The 20030-nt window shown below is 43.4% G+C and carries 16 protein-coding genes and 1 pseudogene; 9 read left to right on the forward strand and 8 right to left on the reverse strand.

Annotation, left to right across the window (positions count from 1 at the left end; translation table 11 throughout):
• Positions 1–26: 26 nt before the first annotated feature.
• Positions 27–1619, reverse strand: coding sequence for an alkaline phosphatase (locus GLO7428_RS24260; protein ID WP_015191221.1), 1593 nt, complete (start codon positions 1617–1619; stop codon positions 27–29).
• Between the two features lie 297 nt (positions 1620–1916).
• On the opposite strand from GLO7428_RS24260, the gene GLO7428_RS24265 reads away from it, so the two are divergent.
• Positions 1917–3155, forward strand: coding sequence for a glycoside hydrolase family 10 protein (locus GLO7428_RS24265; protein WP_015191222.1), 1239 nt, complete (start codon positions 1917–1919; stop codon positions 3153–3155).
• 258 nt (positions 3156–3413) lie between these two features.
• Here GLO7428_RS24265 and GLO7428_RS24270 read toward each other — a convergent pair whose 3' ends face one another.
• The 4 genes from GLO7428_RS24270 to GLO7428_RS24285 form a co-directional block, all read right to left on the reverse strand.
• A complete protein-coding gene (locus GLO7428_RS24270; RefSeq protein WP_041919526.1) occupies positions 3414–5195 on the reverse strand; it encodes a putative 2-aminoethylphosphonate ABC transporter permease subunit in 1782 nt (593 codons plus the stop codon).
• 9 nt (positions 5196–5204) lie between these two features.
• Positions 5205–6398, reverse strand: coding sequence for a putative 2-aminoethylphosphonate ABC transporter ATP-binding protein (locus GLO7428_RS24275; RefSeq protein WP_015191224.1), 1194 nt, complete (start codon positions 6396–6398; stop codon positions 5205–5207).
• Positions 6399–6412: 14 nt separating this feature from the next.
• Positions 6413–7501, reverse strand: coding sequence for a putative 2-aminoethylphosphonate ABC transporter substrate-binding protein (locus tag GLO7428_RS24280; protein ID WP_155824104.1), 1089 nt, complete (start codon positions 7499–7501; stop codon positions 6413–6415).
• A gap of 128 nt (positions 7502–7629) precedes the next feature.
• Positions 7630–8763 carry an alpha-D-ribose 1-methylphosphonate 5-triphosphate diphosphatase gene (locus GLO7428_RS24285; RefSeq protein WP_015191226.1) on the reverse strand — a complete coding sequence of 378 codons (1134 nt, stop codon included), beginning with the start codon at positions 8761–8763 and terminating at the stop codon, positions 7630–7632.
• Between the two features lie 189 nt (positions 8764–8952).
• Here GLO7428_RS24285 and GLO7428_RS24290 point away from each other — a divergent pair, with 189 nt between their 5' ends.
• From GLO7428_RS24290 to phnF, 3 genes are all read left to right on the forward strand, one after another.
• Entirely contained in the window at positions 8953–9681 is a 729-nt protein-coding gene (locus GLO7428_RS24290; protein ID WP_015191227.1) for an HAD hydrolase-like protein, read from the forward strand.
• A gap of 14 nt (positions 9682–9695) precedes the next feature.
• Positions 9696–10868, forward strand: a complete 1173-nt coding sequence (locus GLO7428_RS24295; RefSeq protein WP_015191228.1) for a TIGR03364 family FAD-dependent oxidoreductase — start codon at positions 9696–9698, stop codon at positions 10866–10868.
• A gap of 312 nt (positions 10869–11180) precedes the next feature.
• A complete protein-coding gene (gene phnF, locus GLO7428_RS24300; protein WP_015191229.1) occupies positions 11181–11900 on the forward strand; it encodes a phosphonate metabolism transcriptional regulator PhnF in 720 nt (239 codons plus the stop codon).
• A gap of 144 nt (positions 11901–12044) precedes the next feature.
• Here the strand turns inward: phnF and GLO7428_RS24305 are convergent, their stop codons facing one another.
• Positions 12045–13502 carry an amidase gene (locus tag GLO7428_RS24305; RefSeq protein WP_041919527.1) on the reverse strand — a complete coding sequence of 486 codons (1458 nt, stop codon included), beginning with the start codon at positions 13500–13502 and terminating at the stop codon, positions 12045–12047.
• A gap of 825 nt (positions 13503–14327) precedes the next feature.
• Between GLO7428_RS24305 and GLO7428_RS24315 the strand changes: the two genes are divergently transcribed.
• From GLO7428_RS24315 to GLO7428_RS24330, 4 genes are all read left to right on the forward strand, one after another.
• Positions 14328–15296, forward strand: coding sequence for a GTP-binding protein (locus GLO7428_RS24315; protein ID WP_015191230.1), 969 nt, complete (start codon positions 14328–14330; stop codon positions 15294–15296).
• A gap of 121 nt (positions 15297–15417) precedes the next feature.
• On the forward strand, positions 15418–16137 hold the full coding sequence (gene nthB / locus GLO7428_RS24320; protein WP_015191231.1) for a nitrile hydratase subunit beta: 720 nt from the start codon (positions 15418–15420) through the stop codon (positions 16135–16137).
• Positions 16138–16166: 29 nt separating this feature from the next.
• Positions 16167–16778, forward strand: a complete 612-nt coding sequence (gene nthA / locus GLO7428_RS24325; RefSeq protein WP_015191232.1) for a nitrile hydratase subunit alpha — start codon at positions 16167–16169, stop codon at positions 16776–16778.
• Positions 16779–16799: 21 nt separating this feature from the next.
• Entirely contained in the window at positions 16800–17144 is a 345-nt protein-coding gene (locus GLO7428_RS24330) for a nitrile hydratase accessory protein (protein WP_015191233.1), read from the forward strand.
• A 38-nt stretch (positions 17145–17182) separates the two neighbouring features.
• On the opposite strand, the gene GLO7428_RS24335 is transcribed toward GLO7428_RS24330, so the two are convergent.
• Positions 17183–18691 (reverse strand): amidase family protein, encoded by a 1509-nt coding sequence (locus tag GLO7428_RS24335; RefSeq protein ID WP_015191234.1) that lies wholly within the window; start codon positions 18689–18691, stop codon positions 17183–17185.
• 281 nt (positions 18692–18972) lie between these two features.
• On the opposite strand from GLO7428_RS24335, the pseudogene GLO7428_RS27065 reads away from it, so the two are divergent.
• Positions 18973–19092 (forward strand): annotated as a pseudogene (locus GLO7428_RS27065) (glutathione S-transferase); the annotation flags it as partial.
• A gap of 162 nt (positions 19093–19254) precedes the next feature.
• On the opposite strand, the gene GLO7428_RS24340 reads toward GLO7428_RS27065, so the two are convergent.
• Positions 19255–19929 (reverse strand): GIY-YIG nuclease family protein, encoded by a 675-nt coding sequence (locus GLO7428_RS24340; RefSeq protein WP_015191235.1) that lies wholly within the window; start codon positions 19927–19929, stop codon positions 19255–19257.
• Positions 19930–20030 lie beyond the last annotated feature (101 nt).

Consider the following 20030-nt stretch of genomic DNA (forward strand, 5'->3'; position numbering starts at 1 on the left):
GTACCGAATACGAAAAAGCGATCGCGTTAAGCACGTTGAACGCCAGGGCGATTATTCTCTACAACAAAAGAAGCGAAAGTATACACGGGCGCATCGGCGCGACTTACTGTTGTAACGATCCGTAAGTCGGTTTGCCAGCGTTTATGATTGAGGTTGACGCGAAAGTAGCCACGGCGATCGCCATCAAAAAACTTGATGTGCGGGTTTTCGGGAATCATCGGACCATAGTACGGACCGTAAACCTGAGCATCGCCATTACTCGTCAGCGAAGGCGCGACGAACTCAGCAGCCACTGTTGGTGATTTGGGATTATTAAAGTTGAGCTTGATATCGTTGACAAACGTCGAATGCCAGTCTCCCGTAATCACGACTGGATTCGATACCTTTCGATTTACAATGCGGTTGAGAATTCGCTGGCGTGCCAAAGGATAACCATCCCAAGAATCGTTCCAGAAGATTTTACCCGTGCCAATTTTGTGATCCAACTCTGCCATGAGCACCTGTTGGGCAATAACATTCCAACGAGTTTGGGAACGCTCTAGTCCTTTGATTAGCCAGCGCTCTTGCCGCCAACCAGTCATCGTTTTTGCAGGGTCGAGCGCTGCTTCACAACGCGGTGTTTCGCCGTCACCGCACGGTTGGTTACTGCGATACTGGCGCGTATCGAGGATGCTGAATCTAGCTAAGTCCCCAAAGTTGAGTCGGCGGTAGAGGCGCATATTTGGTCCATTCGGTAGCGAGAAGCGCCGCAGCGGTTGGTGTTCGTAGTAGGCACGATATGCAGCTGCGCGTCGTTGTAGGAACTGTTTTACAGGGTCATTTTCTTCCGAAATCGCATCGGTATAATCGTTATCTACTTCGTGGTCGTCCCAAGTCACAACGAACGGAAACGAAGCATGAGCCTTTTGCAGGTCTGGGTCAGTTTTGTATAAGGCATAGCGGAGGCGGTATTGTTCGAGCGTCGTTGTCTCCTGCTGATATGCTGCGGGTAACGCTACATTACGCGCGCCCCCTGTTGGGCTGATACCATACTCGTAGATGTAATCGCCGAGATGAAAGACTAAATCTAACTCCTCTTCCGCCATGCGACGATACGCCGAGTAGTACCCGTCTTCCCACTTTTGGCAAGTGCAGAAGGCAAAGTTAAGGTAATTGACGCGATCGCCACGCGCTGGTGCGGTCTTAGTACGACCAATCGGGCTATACTCGTTGCCTACTTTGAATTGATAAAAATACTCTCTTGCAGGTCGCAAACCGCGAACGTCAACGTGAACTGAATGCGCGAGTTCGGGAGTAGCGATCGCCGTGCCGACTTTGACAACGTGCCGCATATTTTCATCCGTTGCTACTTCCCACCGCACTGATACATTGTGCTGTGGCATTCCACCACCGGATAGCGGTTGAGGAGCTAATCGCGTCCAGAGTACAACACCATCCGGCAATGGATCGCCCGAGGCTATCCCTAGTTGAAAAGGATAGTCAGATAATCGCGGTCGGGCAACGACATAACTCGACCACTGACTTGCGAGTGCTAAGCCAGTTAAGGTTCCTGCACCAACGAGCAAACTTCTGCGCTTGACCTTACTCGCCAGTAAGCGCTCAAAATCGTAGCGTCCCATACCACTCCTCACAAGGGATTTAAAGAAGTAAACACACTCCTGTTCCACTAGAAGCAAAATAGCAATCAAGTGTTAACTACTTGTCAAGGTAGCGTTAAGGAAAAATCTAGAAGCGAGTGCAGTCGTCTGAAGCCGAGATACTACTTAAAGATGCTCTGAGTCATGTACTTTTTAATGCTATGTAAAATCAGATAAAAGTGTGAGAGCGATCGCCTTGTATATTAAGTAGAACACGCTGAATACTACACCCTTTCAGTGCAACGCGAACGCGAGTGATTAACAGATAAATTGGAAACGATGACACGCTTAAATTTCCAACTAAGTAGAAAGCGTCGGCGGCAAATTCCTCAGTGTTGGCAACGAATGTTCGTAATATGCATTTTATTATGGCTAGTGTTATCACTTTGGCTTTCCCCAGTCGTTTCACCAGGTAAACTCAGTACGCAAGAACTACGGGGAGTGTGGATGACTAATCTTGGTGCAGCGCTAATGTACTACACAACCCGTATGGATGAAGCTGTGGCACATATTGCTGAGCATCGCCTCAATACAATTTATCCAGCAGTGTGGAATCGGGGTTATACGCTTCATCCTAGTGAAATTGCTTTACAAGCGGGAGGTAGGAAGCGCGATCCACTCACCTCACTACCACTGCTACCTGTTCAAGACTCGCTCGCAGGGTTAGTTTATCAGGCACGCCGTCAACATTTGCGGCTAATTCCCTGGTTTGAGTATGGTTTAATGCTGCCTACCAAATCGCCAATTGCTCGAAAGCACCCAAATTGGTTAACTAATACTCAGTCTGGTAGCCAAGGTAGCGGCTGGCTCAATCCCTTCCATCCGCAAGTGCAGCAATTGCTTGTGGATTTGATTGTAGAGGTCGTGCAACGCTATCCGGTTGACGGCATTCAGCTTGATGACCACTTCGGTTTACCAATTGAATTTGGCTACGACTCCTACACTACTAAGCTTTATCAAAGCGACCACAATGGTGCAATTCCCCCTAGTAATCCTGCCGAGCCAGAGTGGATAGCTTGGAGAGCAGAACGGCTGACGCAACTCATGATGAAAATTACCAATGCGGTTAAAACTGCACGCCCAGAAGCAATCGTGTGTTTATCACCTCATCCACCTAGCTTCGCCTATCAAAAATACTTGCAAGACTGGACGCGCTGGGTAGAGTTAGGGTTAGTCGATGAAGTCATCGTACAAGTTTATCGGCAAGATTTAGCTGCTTTGAAGGCAGAATTGAGTAACAATAAAATTCGTTCTTTGTTGCATCAAAGCGTACCAATTAGCGTTGGTCTTTACACTGGACCCGTCTTAGCTGCTAAGCAGATTCAAAACCTTGCTCATGAAGTCGAGGTAGTGCGTGCCGCAGGCTACAAGGGCGTGTCGTTTTTTTGCTGGGAAACCACTTTTTGGCTATTCAAGCGCAGCCCAGAGAAGCAAGTTAGACAGACATTTCTCAAACTGTTTCCCGCAGCAAGCGAGGCATCATTTAGGAGGAAACAACCAGATAAAATAGTGAGTTGAGTTGAAAGCGATCGCGCTCATTTACGCTCCATAAATTACTTCCACTGCATCATCAATCCACCCGTGCCGTATAATTTCACTATTACCCAATTGCGAATAGGATCGCATCAGTAACCGTCTAGCAACCATCTTGCAGAAAGATGAGATACTTTGTGTAGGTATTTCATTCTTACTTATCCATCGTAAAGCTTGTTAATCGCCTTGTCTCCGAGTAGTTATGTAGTTCTCAGTACACTGTTTTAGCCAGTGAGAAGTGAATCAACGCGATCGCCAAGCTTGAGTTCGTTGCTGTACGCCACGAGTTAAAAACCAATAAAGAATACGGACTCCGATACTCGTAAAGACAATCAAAGTTGCCATTGCTGCGGCTGCTGCGGTATCTCCTGCATCGTCCATATTGACAATTGCGACTGCTGCTACTGGTAACGTGGGAGGATAGAGAAACACGATCGCAGAAATAGTAATCATGGCATTGACAAAGAAGTAAATGCCAATTTCCAAGATTGCTGGTAGTGAAAGTGGTGCTGTGACGCGCCAAAACGTCCGATAAAATGGGACGGACATTGAAGCAGAAACCGACTCAAACTCTGGATCGATCTGCTTAAGCGCAGTATTAGCAGTCAGAAAACATACTGTGTAGAAGTGAATAATGTTACATAAAACCAGAATCCCCATTGTGCCATAGAGCCAATTGAAAGGATTGACTAAAAGATACTCTTCAATAAAAGGAATATTCCAATAAGGAGAGTTGAAGAAAAAGACGTAAGCAAGACCTAAAACTAGACCAGGTAAAGCTAAAGGAATTGTAGACAAAAAGTAGTTGATACTGCGTAACCAATTTAATCCTTTACCTTTTTCTACAAGATAAGCACTAACAAACACAGCAACTGTACCAAACACTGCTGTATAGAATGACATCCGAATGCTATTCCAGTAAGCCGCATAGCCGCCGCCACCTACAGAACTGAAGTCGTAGTGCTGCAAACTTAGATTGAAATTATAAGGCCAAACTTGAATGGCAGAAGCAAAAACAATTGTTAGCAGAACAATAATCGCAAATAGTGCTACTAAAATGCAAAAGGCAAATCCTAGCCAATCGACAAGAGGATTAAACTTAGGTTGAAGAGGGACTGCTTTAGCGCTAACTAATGCATTCTGTCGCCGCTGGATAATTTGATTAAGCACGAAAGCAACAACAGTTGGTACGAGTAAAAATACACTAATAGTTGCTCCCATCGAGAAGTTTTGCTGACCGATGACTTGCTTATAAATATCTGTTGCTAGCACGTTATAGTTACCACCGACTACTTTAGGTACGCCGAAGTCTGTAAAAGCTAACGTGAAACACACAAAAATAGCACTAACTAAGCCGTATTTGACACTAGGAAGTGTCACCCTTAAAAATGTCCGCAGGGCAGAACTACCTAAAACCTCAGATGCTTCATACAATCGAGCATCAGTCAAGCTTAACGCAGTGACGAGAATAACCAGCGCTTGCGGAAAACAGTAAAGTACTTCTCCAATAATGATGCCATTAGCACCATAAATTCCAATATTCCAACCAGGAAGTAAACCAAATAAACCTGTGGTGATAATTCCTTGATTGCCAAAGAGGTAAATCAATCCGATCGCATGAGCAAGTGGCGGAATGTATAGCGGTAACATCCCCAAAATACGAAAAATATTTTTTCCTGGCATCGCTGTGCGGGTCAGCGCATAAGCATAGATAAATGCCAGAACAACAGAGATAATGGTACTAGCGATCGCTACATACAAACTATTAAGCAAAGAAGCCGCTAATGCTGGAGTTGTTAAGTAGGTGACGTAATTTGCTACACCAACCCAGTCACCATCTGTACTCTGAAAACTGCGCACCAGCATTGGGTAAAGTGGCAAAACAACCCCAACCAAAAGCCAAAGCGTTCCCAAAATCAGCAGCACTCGCATCAGCCAGTCTTCTGCGGTAACTATCTGCTGGCGTCTAGAGAAATATTGCCTAAGCGTTGTACGGAATGTTCTTTGCGGCGTGGAAGATGTCATATAGTAGTGTCAGAGGGGCGAGGCACTGCCTTGCCCGTCAGAATTAGTGGTGAATACTCGGATCGATTCGGGTGGCAGTTGAATTTGGAATGCAGAACCTTCAGTGAGATCTAACTGTCGCGCTGCTTGAGCGGAGATGTTGGCACAAATGAGTTCTTTGAAGTTGCCTTCTGGACGCAAACCTACTAGAAAGCCGGAACCAAGAAATTCGATACTCTGCACTTCAGCGGCGATCGCATTTGCTACCAAGTGCTGATTTGCTGTGTTGAGCACTTGCACATCTTCTGGACGAATCGCAATACTCACCGACTGATCGGGTGCAGCAACGTTTTGTGGTGCCTCCAGAATAATGTTTCCGCAGCGCACTTGAGTTTCTGATACTACAACTCCTGATAAAAAATTCATCACGCCAATAAAATTAGCGACAAATGGCGTATGTGGTTGCTGATATATAGCACGGGGCGTTCCTACTTGGGCAATGTAGCCTTTATCCATCACGACAATTCGATCTGCCATTGCCAAAGCTTCGGCTTGATCGTGAGTTACCATCACTGTTGTGATTCCTAGACGCTTTTGTAGTTGCGCGATTTCTGTTCTTAGCCTAACTCTAACTTGAGCATCCAGCGCCGAAAGTGGTTCGTCGAGTAACAGAAGTCCAGGTGATAGTGCTAAGGCTCGCGCTAAAGCAACTCGTTGTTGTTGTCCGCCCGACATTTGCGCAGGGTATTTGTTTTCCATCCCGTTTAGCCCGACGGTATCAAGTAACTCCTCAACTCGGGTTTTAATTTCTCGCTGAGATTTCTTAGCATTTTGCAAGCCATAGGCAATATTTTGGGCGGCAGTGAGATTAGGAAATAGTGCATATGATTGAAAGACAATGCCAAAGTCTCGCTTCGATGCGGGAAGCCGCGAAACATCCTTTCCGCCTTGGATGACGCGCCCACTGGTTTGAGTTTCTAACCCACAGATAATGCGTAGTAATGTTGTTTTACCACAACCACTCGGACCTAGTAAGCAAATAAATTCACCTGGATAGACGTCTAAGTAGATGTCGCGGAGAGCAACAAAGTTACCAAAAGATTTTTGAATGTTTTCGATTTGGAGATAAGGTTGTGCAATTTCCCTGGCTAAAGTAGGTTCATAAGATGTTGATTGCTGTTTGAGGCGTTGCTGTCGGGTTGTTGGCTGTTCGGGAAAGTTCATTTGTCTGCTCCTAATTACGAAGTCTTCGGTTCTGACTTAGAGTCGTAGCGTCTAGTCCACTCCTGAAGAATTCGATCCCGATGGGTAGCTGCCCAATTGAAATCATTATTAATCAGTTGTTTTAGTGGTTCCTGTGGATAACCTTGAGGAATTGGTACATCGGTTTTTACCGCAGTCACCGCAAAGCTTTTGGCATACTCTTGAGAAATTGCTGGAGTAATTGCCCAATCTAAGAATGTCTTTGCAGCTGGGTTAATTTGTGGTTTTTTGACGAGCGCGTTCGCTTCGATATCCCATCCTGAACCTTCTTGCGGAAATACAGCTTCAATCGGTTCGCCGTCGTTCTTTTGCGTTACTGCGCGGTAGTCGAAGGAAATACCAATTGGGTATTCGCCTGCTCCAGCTGCTTTGCAGGGACGAGAGCCAGAGTGCATATACTGAGCAACGTTTTGATGCAGAGCATCGAGATACTGCCAGCCTTTTTCTTCACCCATCATTTGCAAAATTGCGGAAACTGACAAAAAACCCGTACCAGAGGAAGCCGGATTGGACATCACGATTAAGTTTTTATAGGCTGGATTTGTCAAGTCAGCCCAAGATTGCGGAATTGGTAGATTTCGTTTCTCCATCTCTACCGTATTGACGCAAAAAGCAGACATCCACGCATCAATGCCAACCCAATGTGGCGGATTGCGCTCATCCCGAAACTGCGATCGCACTCTTTCTAATCCTGTGGGAGCATAAGGTTCTAACATCCCTTGGCTATCCGCCACAAGTAAACTTGAAACAGCTAAGCCCCATACAACATCGGCGCGAGGATTGTCTTTTTCTGCCAGTAATTTCGCGGTGACAATTCCAGTTGAGTCCCGCACTGTGTTGACTTTGATATCAGGATGCTCTTGTTGAAATAGCGTCAGATAATTTTGAATTTGATCGTCTTCTAAAGCCGTGTAAACAGTAATTGCTGTTGAAGAATCTGCAACTGTACTTGCTGAATTAGATTCGTTAGCACGCCTAACAACACAGGCTGAAATAACGAGTGTAAGCATTAAGGCGATCGCGGATCTCAAACTAAACTTTAACCACTTTCTCCGGCTGAACATGCCTCACCTTCCAAGATGCAAACGAGATGTATAGACATCTAGATTAGAGGCTAAAGCAAAAGCTATACGACTGGCGTTAATGTTGGGTTAAATCTGATTAATCCTTGGTTTAATCTTGATTAATAGATTTATGCGACGCGATTCCCTCGACAGATCACCGCAGTCAGTTGCGGCACACTGCGATCGCGTACAGCGATCAAGTCAGCACGTTTACCTATTGCCAAACTACCGCGATCGTGCTCTAGATGAATAGCTTGTGCAGGATTGCTAGTTGCTAATCGCATCACTTTGTAGATCGGCTGATTTAGGTAGCGAGAGATGAGAAAAATTGCATGGAGAAGACTTTGTGGTGCATAGTCAGAAGAAATAATATCGACTAAACCTTGCTCAACGAGTTGTTTTGCAGCGACATTACCCGATTGCGATCCTTCCAAAACTAAATTAGGTGCGCCCACCAAGACTTGTAAACCGGAAGATTTAGCCGCTTTTGCTGCTACTAGTGTTGTCGGAAATTCGGCGATCGCTACTTTATCTTGCACTGCTTGTTGGATGTGCGAAACAGTCGTATCGTCGTGACTAGCAAGAGTAATACCTTTAAGTTGAGCTAGTTGGGCTATGGCTGTACGGTTTACAGATGCGTGGTGATGGTGTTCTTGTTGCCAAATTTGAGTCAATGTGCTTATGCGATCAGCAGCTACTCCGTATTTGCCGACATAATATTTCTCGAACTTATCTGTGCGCACAAATTGGCGATCGCCAGGAGCATGATCCATTAGCGAGATGAGAGATAGTAAAGGACAATCAGCATATTGAGCCGCAACATAATAAGCTTGGTCATAGCTGAGTTCGCAACGCAGGTGCAGCCGATGTTCTGCGACAAAGTCCCCTGCAACTTGTCCGTGGCAAATTGCATCAATCATTGCAGCAAAGTGAGTCAAGCGCAGGCTATAAGAATTGACACTACCAACAGCGATCGCATCGCAAACTGTCGTAATTCCAGCACTGATCGTCGCGCGATCGTGATAGGCTGCGGCAGCTTCTACAGACCAACGAACACCAGGACGAGGAGATACGCAACACTCTAAATTGTCTGTGTGCAACTCAATTAACCCTGGTAACAAATAATCTCCACCACCATTTTGCCCAATTGCGACAACTCCTGGTTGAATGTCAGCGATTAACCGATCCCGCACTACCAAAGTGCCAAGAATTTCCTGTTCTGGCAGTTGTAACCGATAGTTGGTGTAAATCTGCTCGTTCACACAGCTATTAATGTCCTGATATTTCAGAATACAAAAATATTCCGCGCCGTAGGTTAAATTCCGGTTACCCTACTCATCAATGTTAATTTTGCATAACCTAGTTGCTAAATTTAACCACCTTAGTTACTATATGTGCTTGTATAGACATCTAGATAAATAGATAGCGTTGTCACTGCTACAGCAAAAACAATGGCAAAGATTCAACTAGTCGTACTTGACATGGCAGGAACGACGATTAAAGACCAACAAGAGGTACAATCTTGCTTTTTTCAGGCAGCCCAAAGCACAGGTTTACAAGCAGATGCCGAGCGAATTAACTTCATGATGGGATGGTCAAAGAAACTCGTGTTTCAAACTTTATGGCACGAGCAGATTGGCAAAGAGCATCCAGACTATGAGGCTAAAGTGACCGATTCATTCTCTAAATTTAAAACTATCCTCGAAGACCACTATAAAACTCAGCCTGTTGAACCGACAGAGGGTTGTTTAGAACTCTTTGACTGGCTCAAAGCGCAGAATATTAAAATTGCCCTAAATACTGGATTTTATCGTGAAGTGACAGACATCATTTTACAGCGATTAGGTTGGAACCAAGGATTAGATAGCGAATATGTAGGTTCAGCAACATCAACAATTCAAGCTTCTGTTACACCTTCAGAAATCTATAACCATGAAGGTCGTCCAGCGCCGTTCATGATTCAAAAAGCTATGTACAAACTAGGCTTTACCGATCCCAAAACTGTAGTTACTATCGGTGATACACCTTCTGATATTGCTGCTGGTATCAATGCTGGCTGTCTTTTTTCTTTTGGAGTTACGAATGGTACGCATACTAAAGAGCAATTAGCTCAATATCCCAATGATGGATTATTCAATTCGTTGTCGGAATTTCAAAACAAAATCGCTAGTTTAACTTGAATACCTCTTTAATTATGAGTTCATCAAAACAAGCAGATGTAGCAATTGTCGGTGCTGGTATTGTCGGTTTAGCCCATGCTTTAGCTGCTGCTAAGCGGGGTCGAAAAGTTGTCGTGTTTGAGCGAAATTCGCTCGTTGTTGGAGCGTCAATTCGCAATTTTGGTATGGTTTGGCCAATTGGTCAGCCTGCGGGTGTTTTATATGACCGCGCTATGAAGTCAAGATCTATTTGGGTAGAGATTGCACAGCTTGCAGATTTTTACGCGGAGCAATGTGGTTCCTTACACTTAGCTTATCGTCAGGATGAGATGGATGTTCTGCAAGAGTTTGTTGATACTGCTCAAGAAGCGCAGCGTGTAGAGTTACTCAGTCCCGCCCAAGTAGCACAGAAAAGCCCAGCAGTAGTGATAGAGGGATTGTTGGGAGCACTTTGGAGTCCTACAGAAATGACCGTCGATCCGCGCGAGGCAATTCGGAAATTACCCAGCTTTTTAGCCAATGCCTACGGTGTCGAGTTCCACTTTGGGAACGTGGTGACAGAAATCGCTTATCCGCAGCTAGTTGCTGGTGGAGAACACTGGATTGCAGAACAGATTTTTGTATGCAGTGGTGCTGATTTTGAGACTTTGTATCCTGCAACTTATGCAGCTAGTGGTTTGACGAAAGTGAAATTACAAATGATGCGAACGGTTCCTCAACCGAATAACTGGAGGATTGGTTCATCACTAGCCGCAGGTTTAACACTAACGCATTATGCTGCTTTCGCTCATTGTCAATCTCTAGCAGCCCTGAAAGAGAGAATTGCTAGGGAAACGTCTCATTTCCCACAGTGGGGAATTCATGTGATGATGTCACAAAATGCTTTAGGTGAAATTATTATTGGTGATTCGCACGAATACGGACTGAATCCTGAACCGTTTGATCAAGAAATAGTTAATGAATATATACTGAGCTATCTACAGATGTTTGCAAAAGTTCCAGAATTAGCGATCGCAGAAAAATGGCATGGGATTTACGCTAAGCTGCCTGGTGAAACTGAATTTGTTGCTCAACCGGAACCAGGTGTCACGATTATTAACGCCCTCAGTGGTGCAGGAATGACACTTTCTTTTGGTTTTGCTGAGGAGTTGATGTCTCAATTAGATTCGGCTAGTCATCATGAGGCTTCAGCAGCTGTTGCTTATTAACAAGTGCGCAATGACTTGACTTATAGCTTAGAGGAGTTTGCTAGAGCGATCGCTCATGGCGATAAAGTCAGAATCAATCGATATAATCACCAATCGATTAATCAAAAGTAACTTTCTTTGTTGTGGCATATGCGATTGCAGAGACTGAGAACAATAGATAACACAGTCCGCATTTGTTCGTTTGAGTCGTTTCGGCAGTCACTTGCTGTAGCCAGTATTACTAGCTATCTAGATATGTAGATGACTATACTAAATGTATCCTTGCACACTAAAAGCACTAATTAGCACCTGAAATCCAAAGTTACTTCATTTATGAGTCATGCTGCACTACCGCTTTATGTCCAGATTGCCGAACAACTAAAACAGAATATTCAGCAGCAAGTTTATCAAGTAGGTGACAAACTACCAAGTGAAACTGAACTAAGCCTTCAGTTTAAGGTAAATCGTCATACGCTCCGCAGAGCAATTGAATTACTGAAGCAAGAAGGATTGCTGCGAACCGATCGAGGAATTGGGATTTTCGTTGCTGCAACCCCCATTCGCTACCCAATTGGTAAGCGAGTGCGCTACAACGATGCATTACAAGCGCAGGGCATTACTGGAGGTTATCAAACATTACAAGCGATCGCGATTTCTGCCGATTCCAAGGTTGCGCCTAAACTAGATTTGAAACCAGGAGAGCCTGTTGCACTGATTGAAATGCTCGACTTAGCAGACAGTCAGCCTATTGGTGTTTCCTCTAGCTACTTTCCCCTACACCGTTTTCCAGACATTGTAGAGCAATTTCAAGACACGCAATCAATTTCAAAACTTGTTCGTGAAGTCTACGACTGCGACCACATTCGTCTTTACACCCACATTTCTGCTCGACTCGTCAAACCTCAAGACGCTCGACTACTTAATTTACCAGTGAATCAGCCTATTTTATTAATAGAAGCAGTCAATGTCGATCAACATGATAAGCCGATTGAGTACACAGTTACCCGATTTCGGGGCGATCTGATGGAGTTAGTCATCAATAACGAACTCTAAGAGAGTTAATTCCCAAAGGAAAGATAACGCAGCTAATTGTCGTATGATGAGTTTCAGGTTTATAAAACATAATGAGCCATAAGCAATCGCTTTTGTTGTGCGATCGCCGTACTGTTCAGTTTTGGTTTTTAAAATTGTCCTTACCTAGTCAGCCTTGAGTTGAGGGGGACGGCGATACTGCGTTGCTTGCTCAAATGCATAAGCATAGTTAAGCAGCTTGGCTTCTGACCATTCTAAACCTAATAGTTCAATCCCAATAGGAACTCCAATTGGTGCAGATTTAGTAGGCTGAGAAAATCCACCTGGAAATGTTACTGCTGGAAAACCAGTACTATTCGAGAGAACACCGTTACGTTCGACCTGATCTTTCCCAACAGGAACTACCAGCCGCTTCTGGTGCGGGTAGAGTATTGCATCTAAACTATTATCCGCCATAACTTTTATCACAGCTTGGCGCAAATCTGCTCGGCGCAGCAGGCGATCGCGGTAGTCTTGATTAGTTTTCGAATCCCCAAATTTACTTGAAGTCTGCATACTTTCTGCAATAGCTGGGTGAAAGCCACCCCGTTTCATGATTTCATCAAACGACTTGACAAGGACATTAGGACCTCGACTTTTGAGGTACTTGTCAAGCGCTGTTTTAAACTCCATATCGCCTACTTGTAAATCTGCTGTAAGTGTTGCGAAATCAGGAATCGTAATTGGAATAACTTCAGCACCGAGTTCTTGCATTTTTTTAGCAGCTGCCATCGTTACTGTGTTGACTTCAGTATGAATAGCTTCTGTACCAAAGAAATCTTGCAAAACGCCAATCCGAGCACCTTGTAAACTATTAGGATTAAGTTCCGACGCATAGCTAGCAGGTTTTCGTCCCATGCCAAACGCTGTAGTTGGATCTGCTGGATCGTAGCCTGCCATTACGTCGAGCATAATCGCAGCATCTCTGACGGTACGCGCAATTTGTCCTGTATTATCTTGGGTGAAGCTAACTGGCACAATTCCACTGCGACTCACTAACCCATAAGTAGAACGAATTCCTACCAAATTGTTTGCAGACGCTGGAGAACGTGTCGATTGACCAGTATCGCTTGCCGTTGCTAATATGCCAAAGTTTAATGCGTTAGCGAAGCTTAACGAAGTTATCGCCGCCCCTCCTCCTCCTGTCGAACCACCAGGAGTCCGCGTCAGATCGTAAGGATTTAATGTTTGCCCGCCTAGAGAACTGATTGTTGTTCCACCACGAGCAAATTCAGTTAAGTTGGACTTGGCTAGGATGACTGCACCTGCATCCCGCAGTCGCTTAATCGTAAATGCATCATTAGGAGAAATAGAGCCTTTTAAACCGACATATCCAGCCGTCGTTGGCATATCAGCAGTGTCGTAGTTGTCTTTAGCAATTACTGGAATGCAGTGTAACGAACCAGCTGTACCAGATTTTGCATACTGTCGATCGAGTTGAGCCGCTACTTTAGTTGCATTGGGATTAATATATAAAAGCGCATTAACTTTTGGATCTAAGGCATTTATGCGACCAAGATAATAGTTGACAACTTGAGTGCAAGTTAGCGAACCCGATGCAATTGCTTGATGAATTGATGCGATAGTTGCATCAACAAAACGCTAAAACGCTTATTACATCCAGAGCGCTACCGCGTCTGGTACTAATTCGCGATAGAATGTCACCACATAGTGACCATTCTTGAGGAATTGCGATCAAGAGCATAGGTATACGCGAGTTCAGAGACAAAGCTTCTCACTATCTAGCAAGTAAAGAAGCGATCGCCTTTTATCGATAAAGTTTTAAGCATTAAGGCTCTACACCCTTCAATCTTTGTGAGAAAGAAACGCGCAGCATGACAAAAGCGCACGTCATATGCGATCGCATAACTCACATTTTAATGATGTGGTCATTTAATCACTAAAAATATTGAGCGGAAGCACAGATCTAATTAGTTCCCATGCTGTTGCCCTTAACCACGAGCATTGTTGCTCCTTCGGTAGCAATAGGAGTCCAAATATGCAAACCATCGCGGTGCATGGAATCGAAACCTGACTAACCTTGCAACCTACCTTTTCTAAGCGGTAAGCAGCTGCCATGACAATTTCATCGACGTCAGCTTCTGATAATCCTGAAATGCCAAAACCTTCTTTAACGATTCCTAACCTAATCTCGTTAGCTTCTCCGGTCAAAGATGTTGTATAAGGTGCTGTTTGTATTCGGAAAGAATTACTTAGTTTCTAAAAATACTGTATAGCTTAATACAGCATTTATTCTTTGCTTCTAATAACTAATATAATGAAAAAACTTTGTTTGAATCTCTATTCAAGTTATTTATTTTTATAAAATTTTGACTCTAAGTTCAAACAAAAAGAAAAAAGTTCGCAATTACAAAAGTTCATTGATTAAAAAAGTAACAATTTAGTATCATGGCTTATATAAAAGCAAAACCTGTACCTGTAACCGTTATTACAGGTTATTTAGGTGCTGGAAAAACTACTCTTTTGAACCGCATACTAACTCATAAACACGGGAAAAAAGTAGCTGTAATTGTTAATGAATTTGGTAAAGTAGGAATCGACGCTCAGTTAGTTATCGATACTAATGAAGAAATTCTAGAAATGAATAATGGCTGCATTTGCTGTACAGTACGTGGCGATCTTATTCGGATCGTTAACAGCTTAATGCAAAGACGAGACAAATTTGACTGTTTAGTCATTGAAACAACAGGACTTGCCGATCCTGCACCTGTTATTCAATCATTTTTTGTAGATGAAATTATGCGATCGCATACTGAGCTTGATGCAGTTATTACAGTCATTGATGCTAAACATATTTGGTATCATTGGGACAGTTGCGAAGCTCAAGAACAAATTGCCTTTGCCGATGTAGTTCTAATTAATAAAATTGACCTAATCTCAAAAACACAGTTAGTAGAATTAGAGAAGCGACTGCGGAAAATCAATGCATTTGCTAAGTTTTATTATACCCAAAACTGTGATTTGAATATTGATTGTGTTTTAGGAATTGAAGCCTTTGACTTAAAGAATACTTTATCAATTGATCCTAACTTTTTGGATGAAGCTACCCACGAGCACGATCGGTCTATTTATTCAGTTGCGATTGCAGAAATGGGAACGGTTAACAGCGATAAGTTAACAAACTGGTTAAATCAATTAACGCAAACTCAAGGTCAAAATATTTTTCGACTCAAAGGAGTCCTCAATGTCGATGCAGAAGATCGGCGTTTTGTATTTCAAGGTATTCATATGCTACTAGATGGCAGACCTGGTCGCCCTTGGAAACCAGGCGAGAGCCGCAGGAACGAATTGATCTTTATCGGTCGCAGTTTGGATGAAAATCAGCTAAAACAAGAGTTCCGCAACTGCTTAATTTAAATATTTGTCACTCTTTGGCTGTCACAAATGTAATCTTTATTACAAAATACTACTAGTAGCTTTGTTACGGTTTAAGCGCACATAACTTAATTAGATACGCTACTCTTACTCAAACAACCGAATGAAACTTCAGCATTATCTTGGTGGGCTTGAGGGACTAGGACGCATTAACTTCGAGAAGCGAGTTTTTGTTCAGCCTTGGGAAAGGCGAATCTTTGGTATTCATGTAGCAATGATGGCTCTTAGCCAACACTTAGAAACTGCGAAGGTGACACCTACTAAGTTCAAAAGTGTCTGGACGTGGGCGAATCTGCGCAAGCTTGCAGAGGGAATGAACCCTTTCGATTACTTTAAGTACCGTTACTATGAGAAATGGCTCGGTGGTATCTCCAGTTTCTTTATTGAATCAGGATACGTTTCTACAACAGAATTGGATGCAAAAACTGAAATATTCTTGGAAAAATCCAATACTTCTCTACCTCATAACAGCAAGCCTGAAATTGACGCGCAAGTAATCGAGTATTTGCGTGTAGGAGATTCGCCCAAGTGCAAGGCAGATATCAAACCTAAGTTCAGTGTAGGCAATATTGTAACTATTAAGAATCCGCTACCAACAGAACACTGTAAATTACCAGGATACTTGCGAAATAAGAAGGGAGTTGTCGATGTAGTTTACGAAGGCGTTTACAACTATCCATTACAAACAGGGGATGGCGTGGGAGATCCAATGCCCATTTACAGCATCAAGTTTGATTCCCATGAGATTTGGGGTAACTTGACAGAGCCAAAAACCTGGATTTACGCAGATATCTACGAAGCATATATCGAAAACCCTATCTGAAGGCATTGATTTTTAAGGAGCTTAAGGTCATGAATGAAAGTAGCAGAGAAGCCTATAATGCAGCCCGCATTAAAGCTTTAGAGTCTCTGCTGATTGAAAAAGGAATTATTACAAGTGAAACTGTTGATCAAGTGATCGACTTCTTTGAGAAGGATATGGGACCGTTTAACGGTGCTAAGATTGTTGCCAAAGCATGGGTAGATCCTGATTTCAAACAACGCTTGTTAGAAGATACACCTTCAGCGATCGCTCAAATGAATTTGCCGCGCGGCATGGCAGGTGCTGAGGGAGAGCATATGAAGGCAGTCGAAAATACTCCAGACGTACACAACTTAATTGTATGTACTCTGTGTTCATGCTATCCGTGGCCAGTTCTAGGTTTACCTCCTTACTGGTTCAAAGATCCAACATTTCGCGCAAGAGCAATTAGAGAACCAAGAAAAGTATTAAAAGAGTTTGGGCTAGATATTCCTGAAACGACTGAAGTAAGAGTATGGGATACAAGTGCCCAAATTCGCTGGTTTGTCATACCAGAACGCCCTGCAAGTACAGAAGGATGGACAGAAGAACAACTCGCTGCTGTAGTTACTCCAGAAGCAATGCAAGGAGCAGCTAAAGTTCAAGTTTCTACAAGTATTTAGAACAATCTTTAGGAGTGCCAAATGCAGATTAAGTTTGAGCAATTTGTGACTGCAAGTATGTTAGGGCATCAAGATGCACCGCCTCGCAGCAACGGAGAGCTATTATTTCAAATAGATTGGGAAAGTCGAGCATTTGGCGTTGCGATCGCGCTTTCTAAAAAAGGACATTACGAGTGGGAGGATTTTCGTCAAGAATTAATCGTTTCAATTGCTGAATGGGAAGCAAATCATTGCCAAGACGATCCGAATTGGGATTATTATCAACGCTGGCTTCTCGCTTTAGAACGCCTAGTATGCGAACTCGATCTAATCGACATAGAAGAGCTAGAAACGCGGACACAACAGCTACTTAAGCCAAACTTTTAATTGCAGTTTCTTACCTGAGCATTAGTAGTTAGAAGTACTCAAGGAGTGCGGGCAAATGGAGGCGTACTAACAGGAGAACGACGATGTGTAGTAGCTTGCTCAAAAGAATACGCAAGTCTAAGTAGTATTGGTTCGCTCCAAGGTCTACCTAAGAATTCGATACCTACTGGAACGCCAATCGGTGCTGATTTACTTTGGGGTGAAAATCCAGCAGGTACAGTAATTGCAGGAAAGCCTGTAATTGCCCCTAAAACACCATTTCTACCAATTTGAGATTCGCCAATAGGAACAACAAGTTGTTTTTGATGGGGATAAACAAAGGCATCGAGTTGATAGTCTGCCATCGCCTTAACAATCGTTTGTTGCAGTTCTAATCGCTGGAGAAGACGAGTCTTATATTCAGGGTCGTTTGTACTTAAAGATTGAGCCTTTTGCAAAATATCTTTTAACGAGGGATGCGTTTTTCCTGATGCAACAATTTCATCAAAAGTTTTGACAGGTGCAGCCGAACCAAGACTTTGCAGGTAACTTTGTAAATGTGGTTTAAGTTCGTAGAGATGAACGCTAACATCAGAAACAAGTTGGTCAGCATCTAAGCCAGCAATATTTACAGGAACAATAATTGCTCCTTGCTGCCTCATCTGCGCGATCGCTGTATTGATAATTTCATTAACTACTGCGTGTTCTGGCTCTGAACCGAATAAGTTTTGTAGGACGCCAATTCTCGCGCCCTTTAAACCGTTAGGTTGCAAAAAACTAGTATAACTCTGAGGAATGCGACCTACACTCCAAGCTGTCACCGGATCGTCAGGATCATAACCAGCGATCGCGTTTAGTACTTTAGCAGCATCAGTCACTGTGCGCGTGATTGGTCCTGCCATATCTTGTGTTAAAGAATACGGAATTATGCCGCTGCGACTGACAAGACCCATTGTTGGTTTAAGCCCCACTAAACTATTTGCAGATGCTGGCGAGCGAATCGAGTTAACCGTATCAGTTCCGATGCCGACTGCACCGAAATTAGCTGCGATCGCCGCTCCTGTACCACCACTCGAACCGCCTGGCGTTCTTGACAGGTCGTAAGGATTGCGAGTCTGTCCGCCGAGCGAACTAATCGTTTCTCCCCAAGCAGCAAATTCGTGTAGATTTGCTTTAGCAATCACAATTGCTCCTGCGGCTTCTAACTTACTTGTAATTACCGCATCGCTAGGAGGAATCGACCCTTCTAAAGTCATTGATGCAGCGGTTGTTGGCAAATCTTTGGTATCGACGTTATCTTTCAAAATAACTGGAATGCAGTGTAAAGGGTCACTCAACCCTGATTTTTTAAATAAAGCGTCCTTACTATCTGCTAACGCCAATGCTTGAGGATTGAGCGTAATAATTGAATTTACTGCGGGTCCTTTTTTATCGTAGGCTTGTATGCGCTCAATATATGAAGACATCAATTCACGGCAAGTTAATCCTGATTTCATTGCTGCGTGAATATCAGCGATTGATGCTTCTTCTACCCGAAAGGAGTTTGCCTGTGCACTCGAACCAAACATCGCAAGTGTGATAACTTGAGTTACGAACAATACTATGATCTGCACTATATTTTGAAGCAATGTCTTCCTCCTGACACCTACGCTGAAAGCTAAAAGCTTGCCAACCAACGTTGCTTAAAGATGTTGACAAAACTGCTTGTAGAAAGTTGTCATGACAGCTACAAATTCTGTAGTAGCACTAGATTGATAACTTCTGAATCTGCATTCAATACCATTTAATGATGCAAGACACATGAACTTTTTATCATGCTGTGCCCAATAGAGCGCCAAAAAAGAACATTATGCTTCTCGTTCACCACTTAAACAACTTCCGCTCCCAACGCATACTCTGGTTGCTAGAAGAACTCGAACTAAATTATGAAATCAAGCGCTACGAGCGCAACCCAAAAACGATGCTTGCACTGATTCTCATCCGCAGGTAAGGTTTGCACGATCGCCCTTATGCAATCGATGTTAGACAGCTTCCTCATGCTTACACTAGCAACTTGGCACTCTATCAGGTGAGGGTAAAGTTGCTCAAATAAGTAATTTCCTGAAGTAAAAAACTCTACGAATTCAAAAACTTACTTGTCTAGCATCAAATTTCCATATCGGTTCGTGCAGCCAAGTATAACGCGCTGCACCAGGAATTTTCCAAACTTCTTCGTTGTCAATATAAAACGCCTTTTGGTTTTGTGAGTAGAACTGTTATATAAGATCTCCCCCATGTTTTGTTGACAAACTATAACGATGTAACGATGGTTGTTAACCGTATAAATACCCGCAACAAAGCCGCGAAATAAATTCCACGTTGGTCTAGGTATGGTGTTTCCTTGTCGGTCAGTTGTGAACTTACAGGAGGGGAAAAGTGGAGCATTAGCTAACTTGAGCAGGCGTTGCAGTTCACTTAAGCGAGGGCTTTTTTTCGGCAGATACTTCTTAACCCTGCCATTGTTGAGTAACGGCTTGAGTGCTGCGATATATTGGCGTTCTAAATCATCGAGTTGTGCAACAGGAGCCAAAACATAACTTATGGTAATCTTATCTAATCCCTTCCTAACAAGCTGCTTGTAGCGATGGTGTCCGCTTCCCGCCCAACGGCTTTGTAAGTTTGTCGCTTTACCAACATAAAGTAAGTAGTTACGTTCGTCAGTGACAAAATAGATACCAGAAATGCTGGGAAGCAAGGCGCGTTGGCGCAATGTGCATCTTCCTCCTAAAAGTTTTGATGCAGTGATATCTTCAAAACTACTTACCACTGTCTACGTATAGTATTAAATGATACTAGTATCATACCCTTTAAACTATGTTGCATTCATTACTGATTGAGTGAACGTAACCACCATCTTGTTTAGTTTTG

The organism is Gloeocapsa sp. PCC 7428, assembly GCF_000317555.1.
GTDB lineage: Bacteria > Cyanobacteriota > Cyanobacteriia > Cyanobacteriales > Chroococcidiopsidaceae > Chroogloeocystis.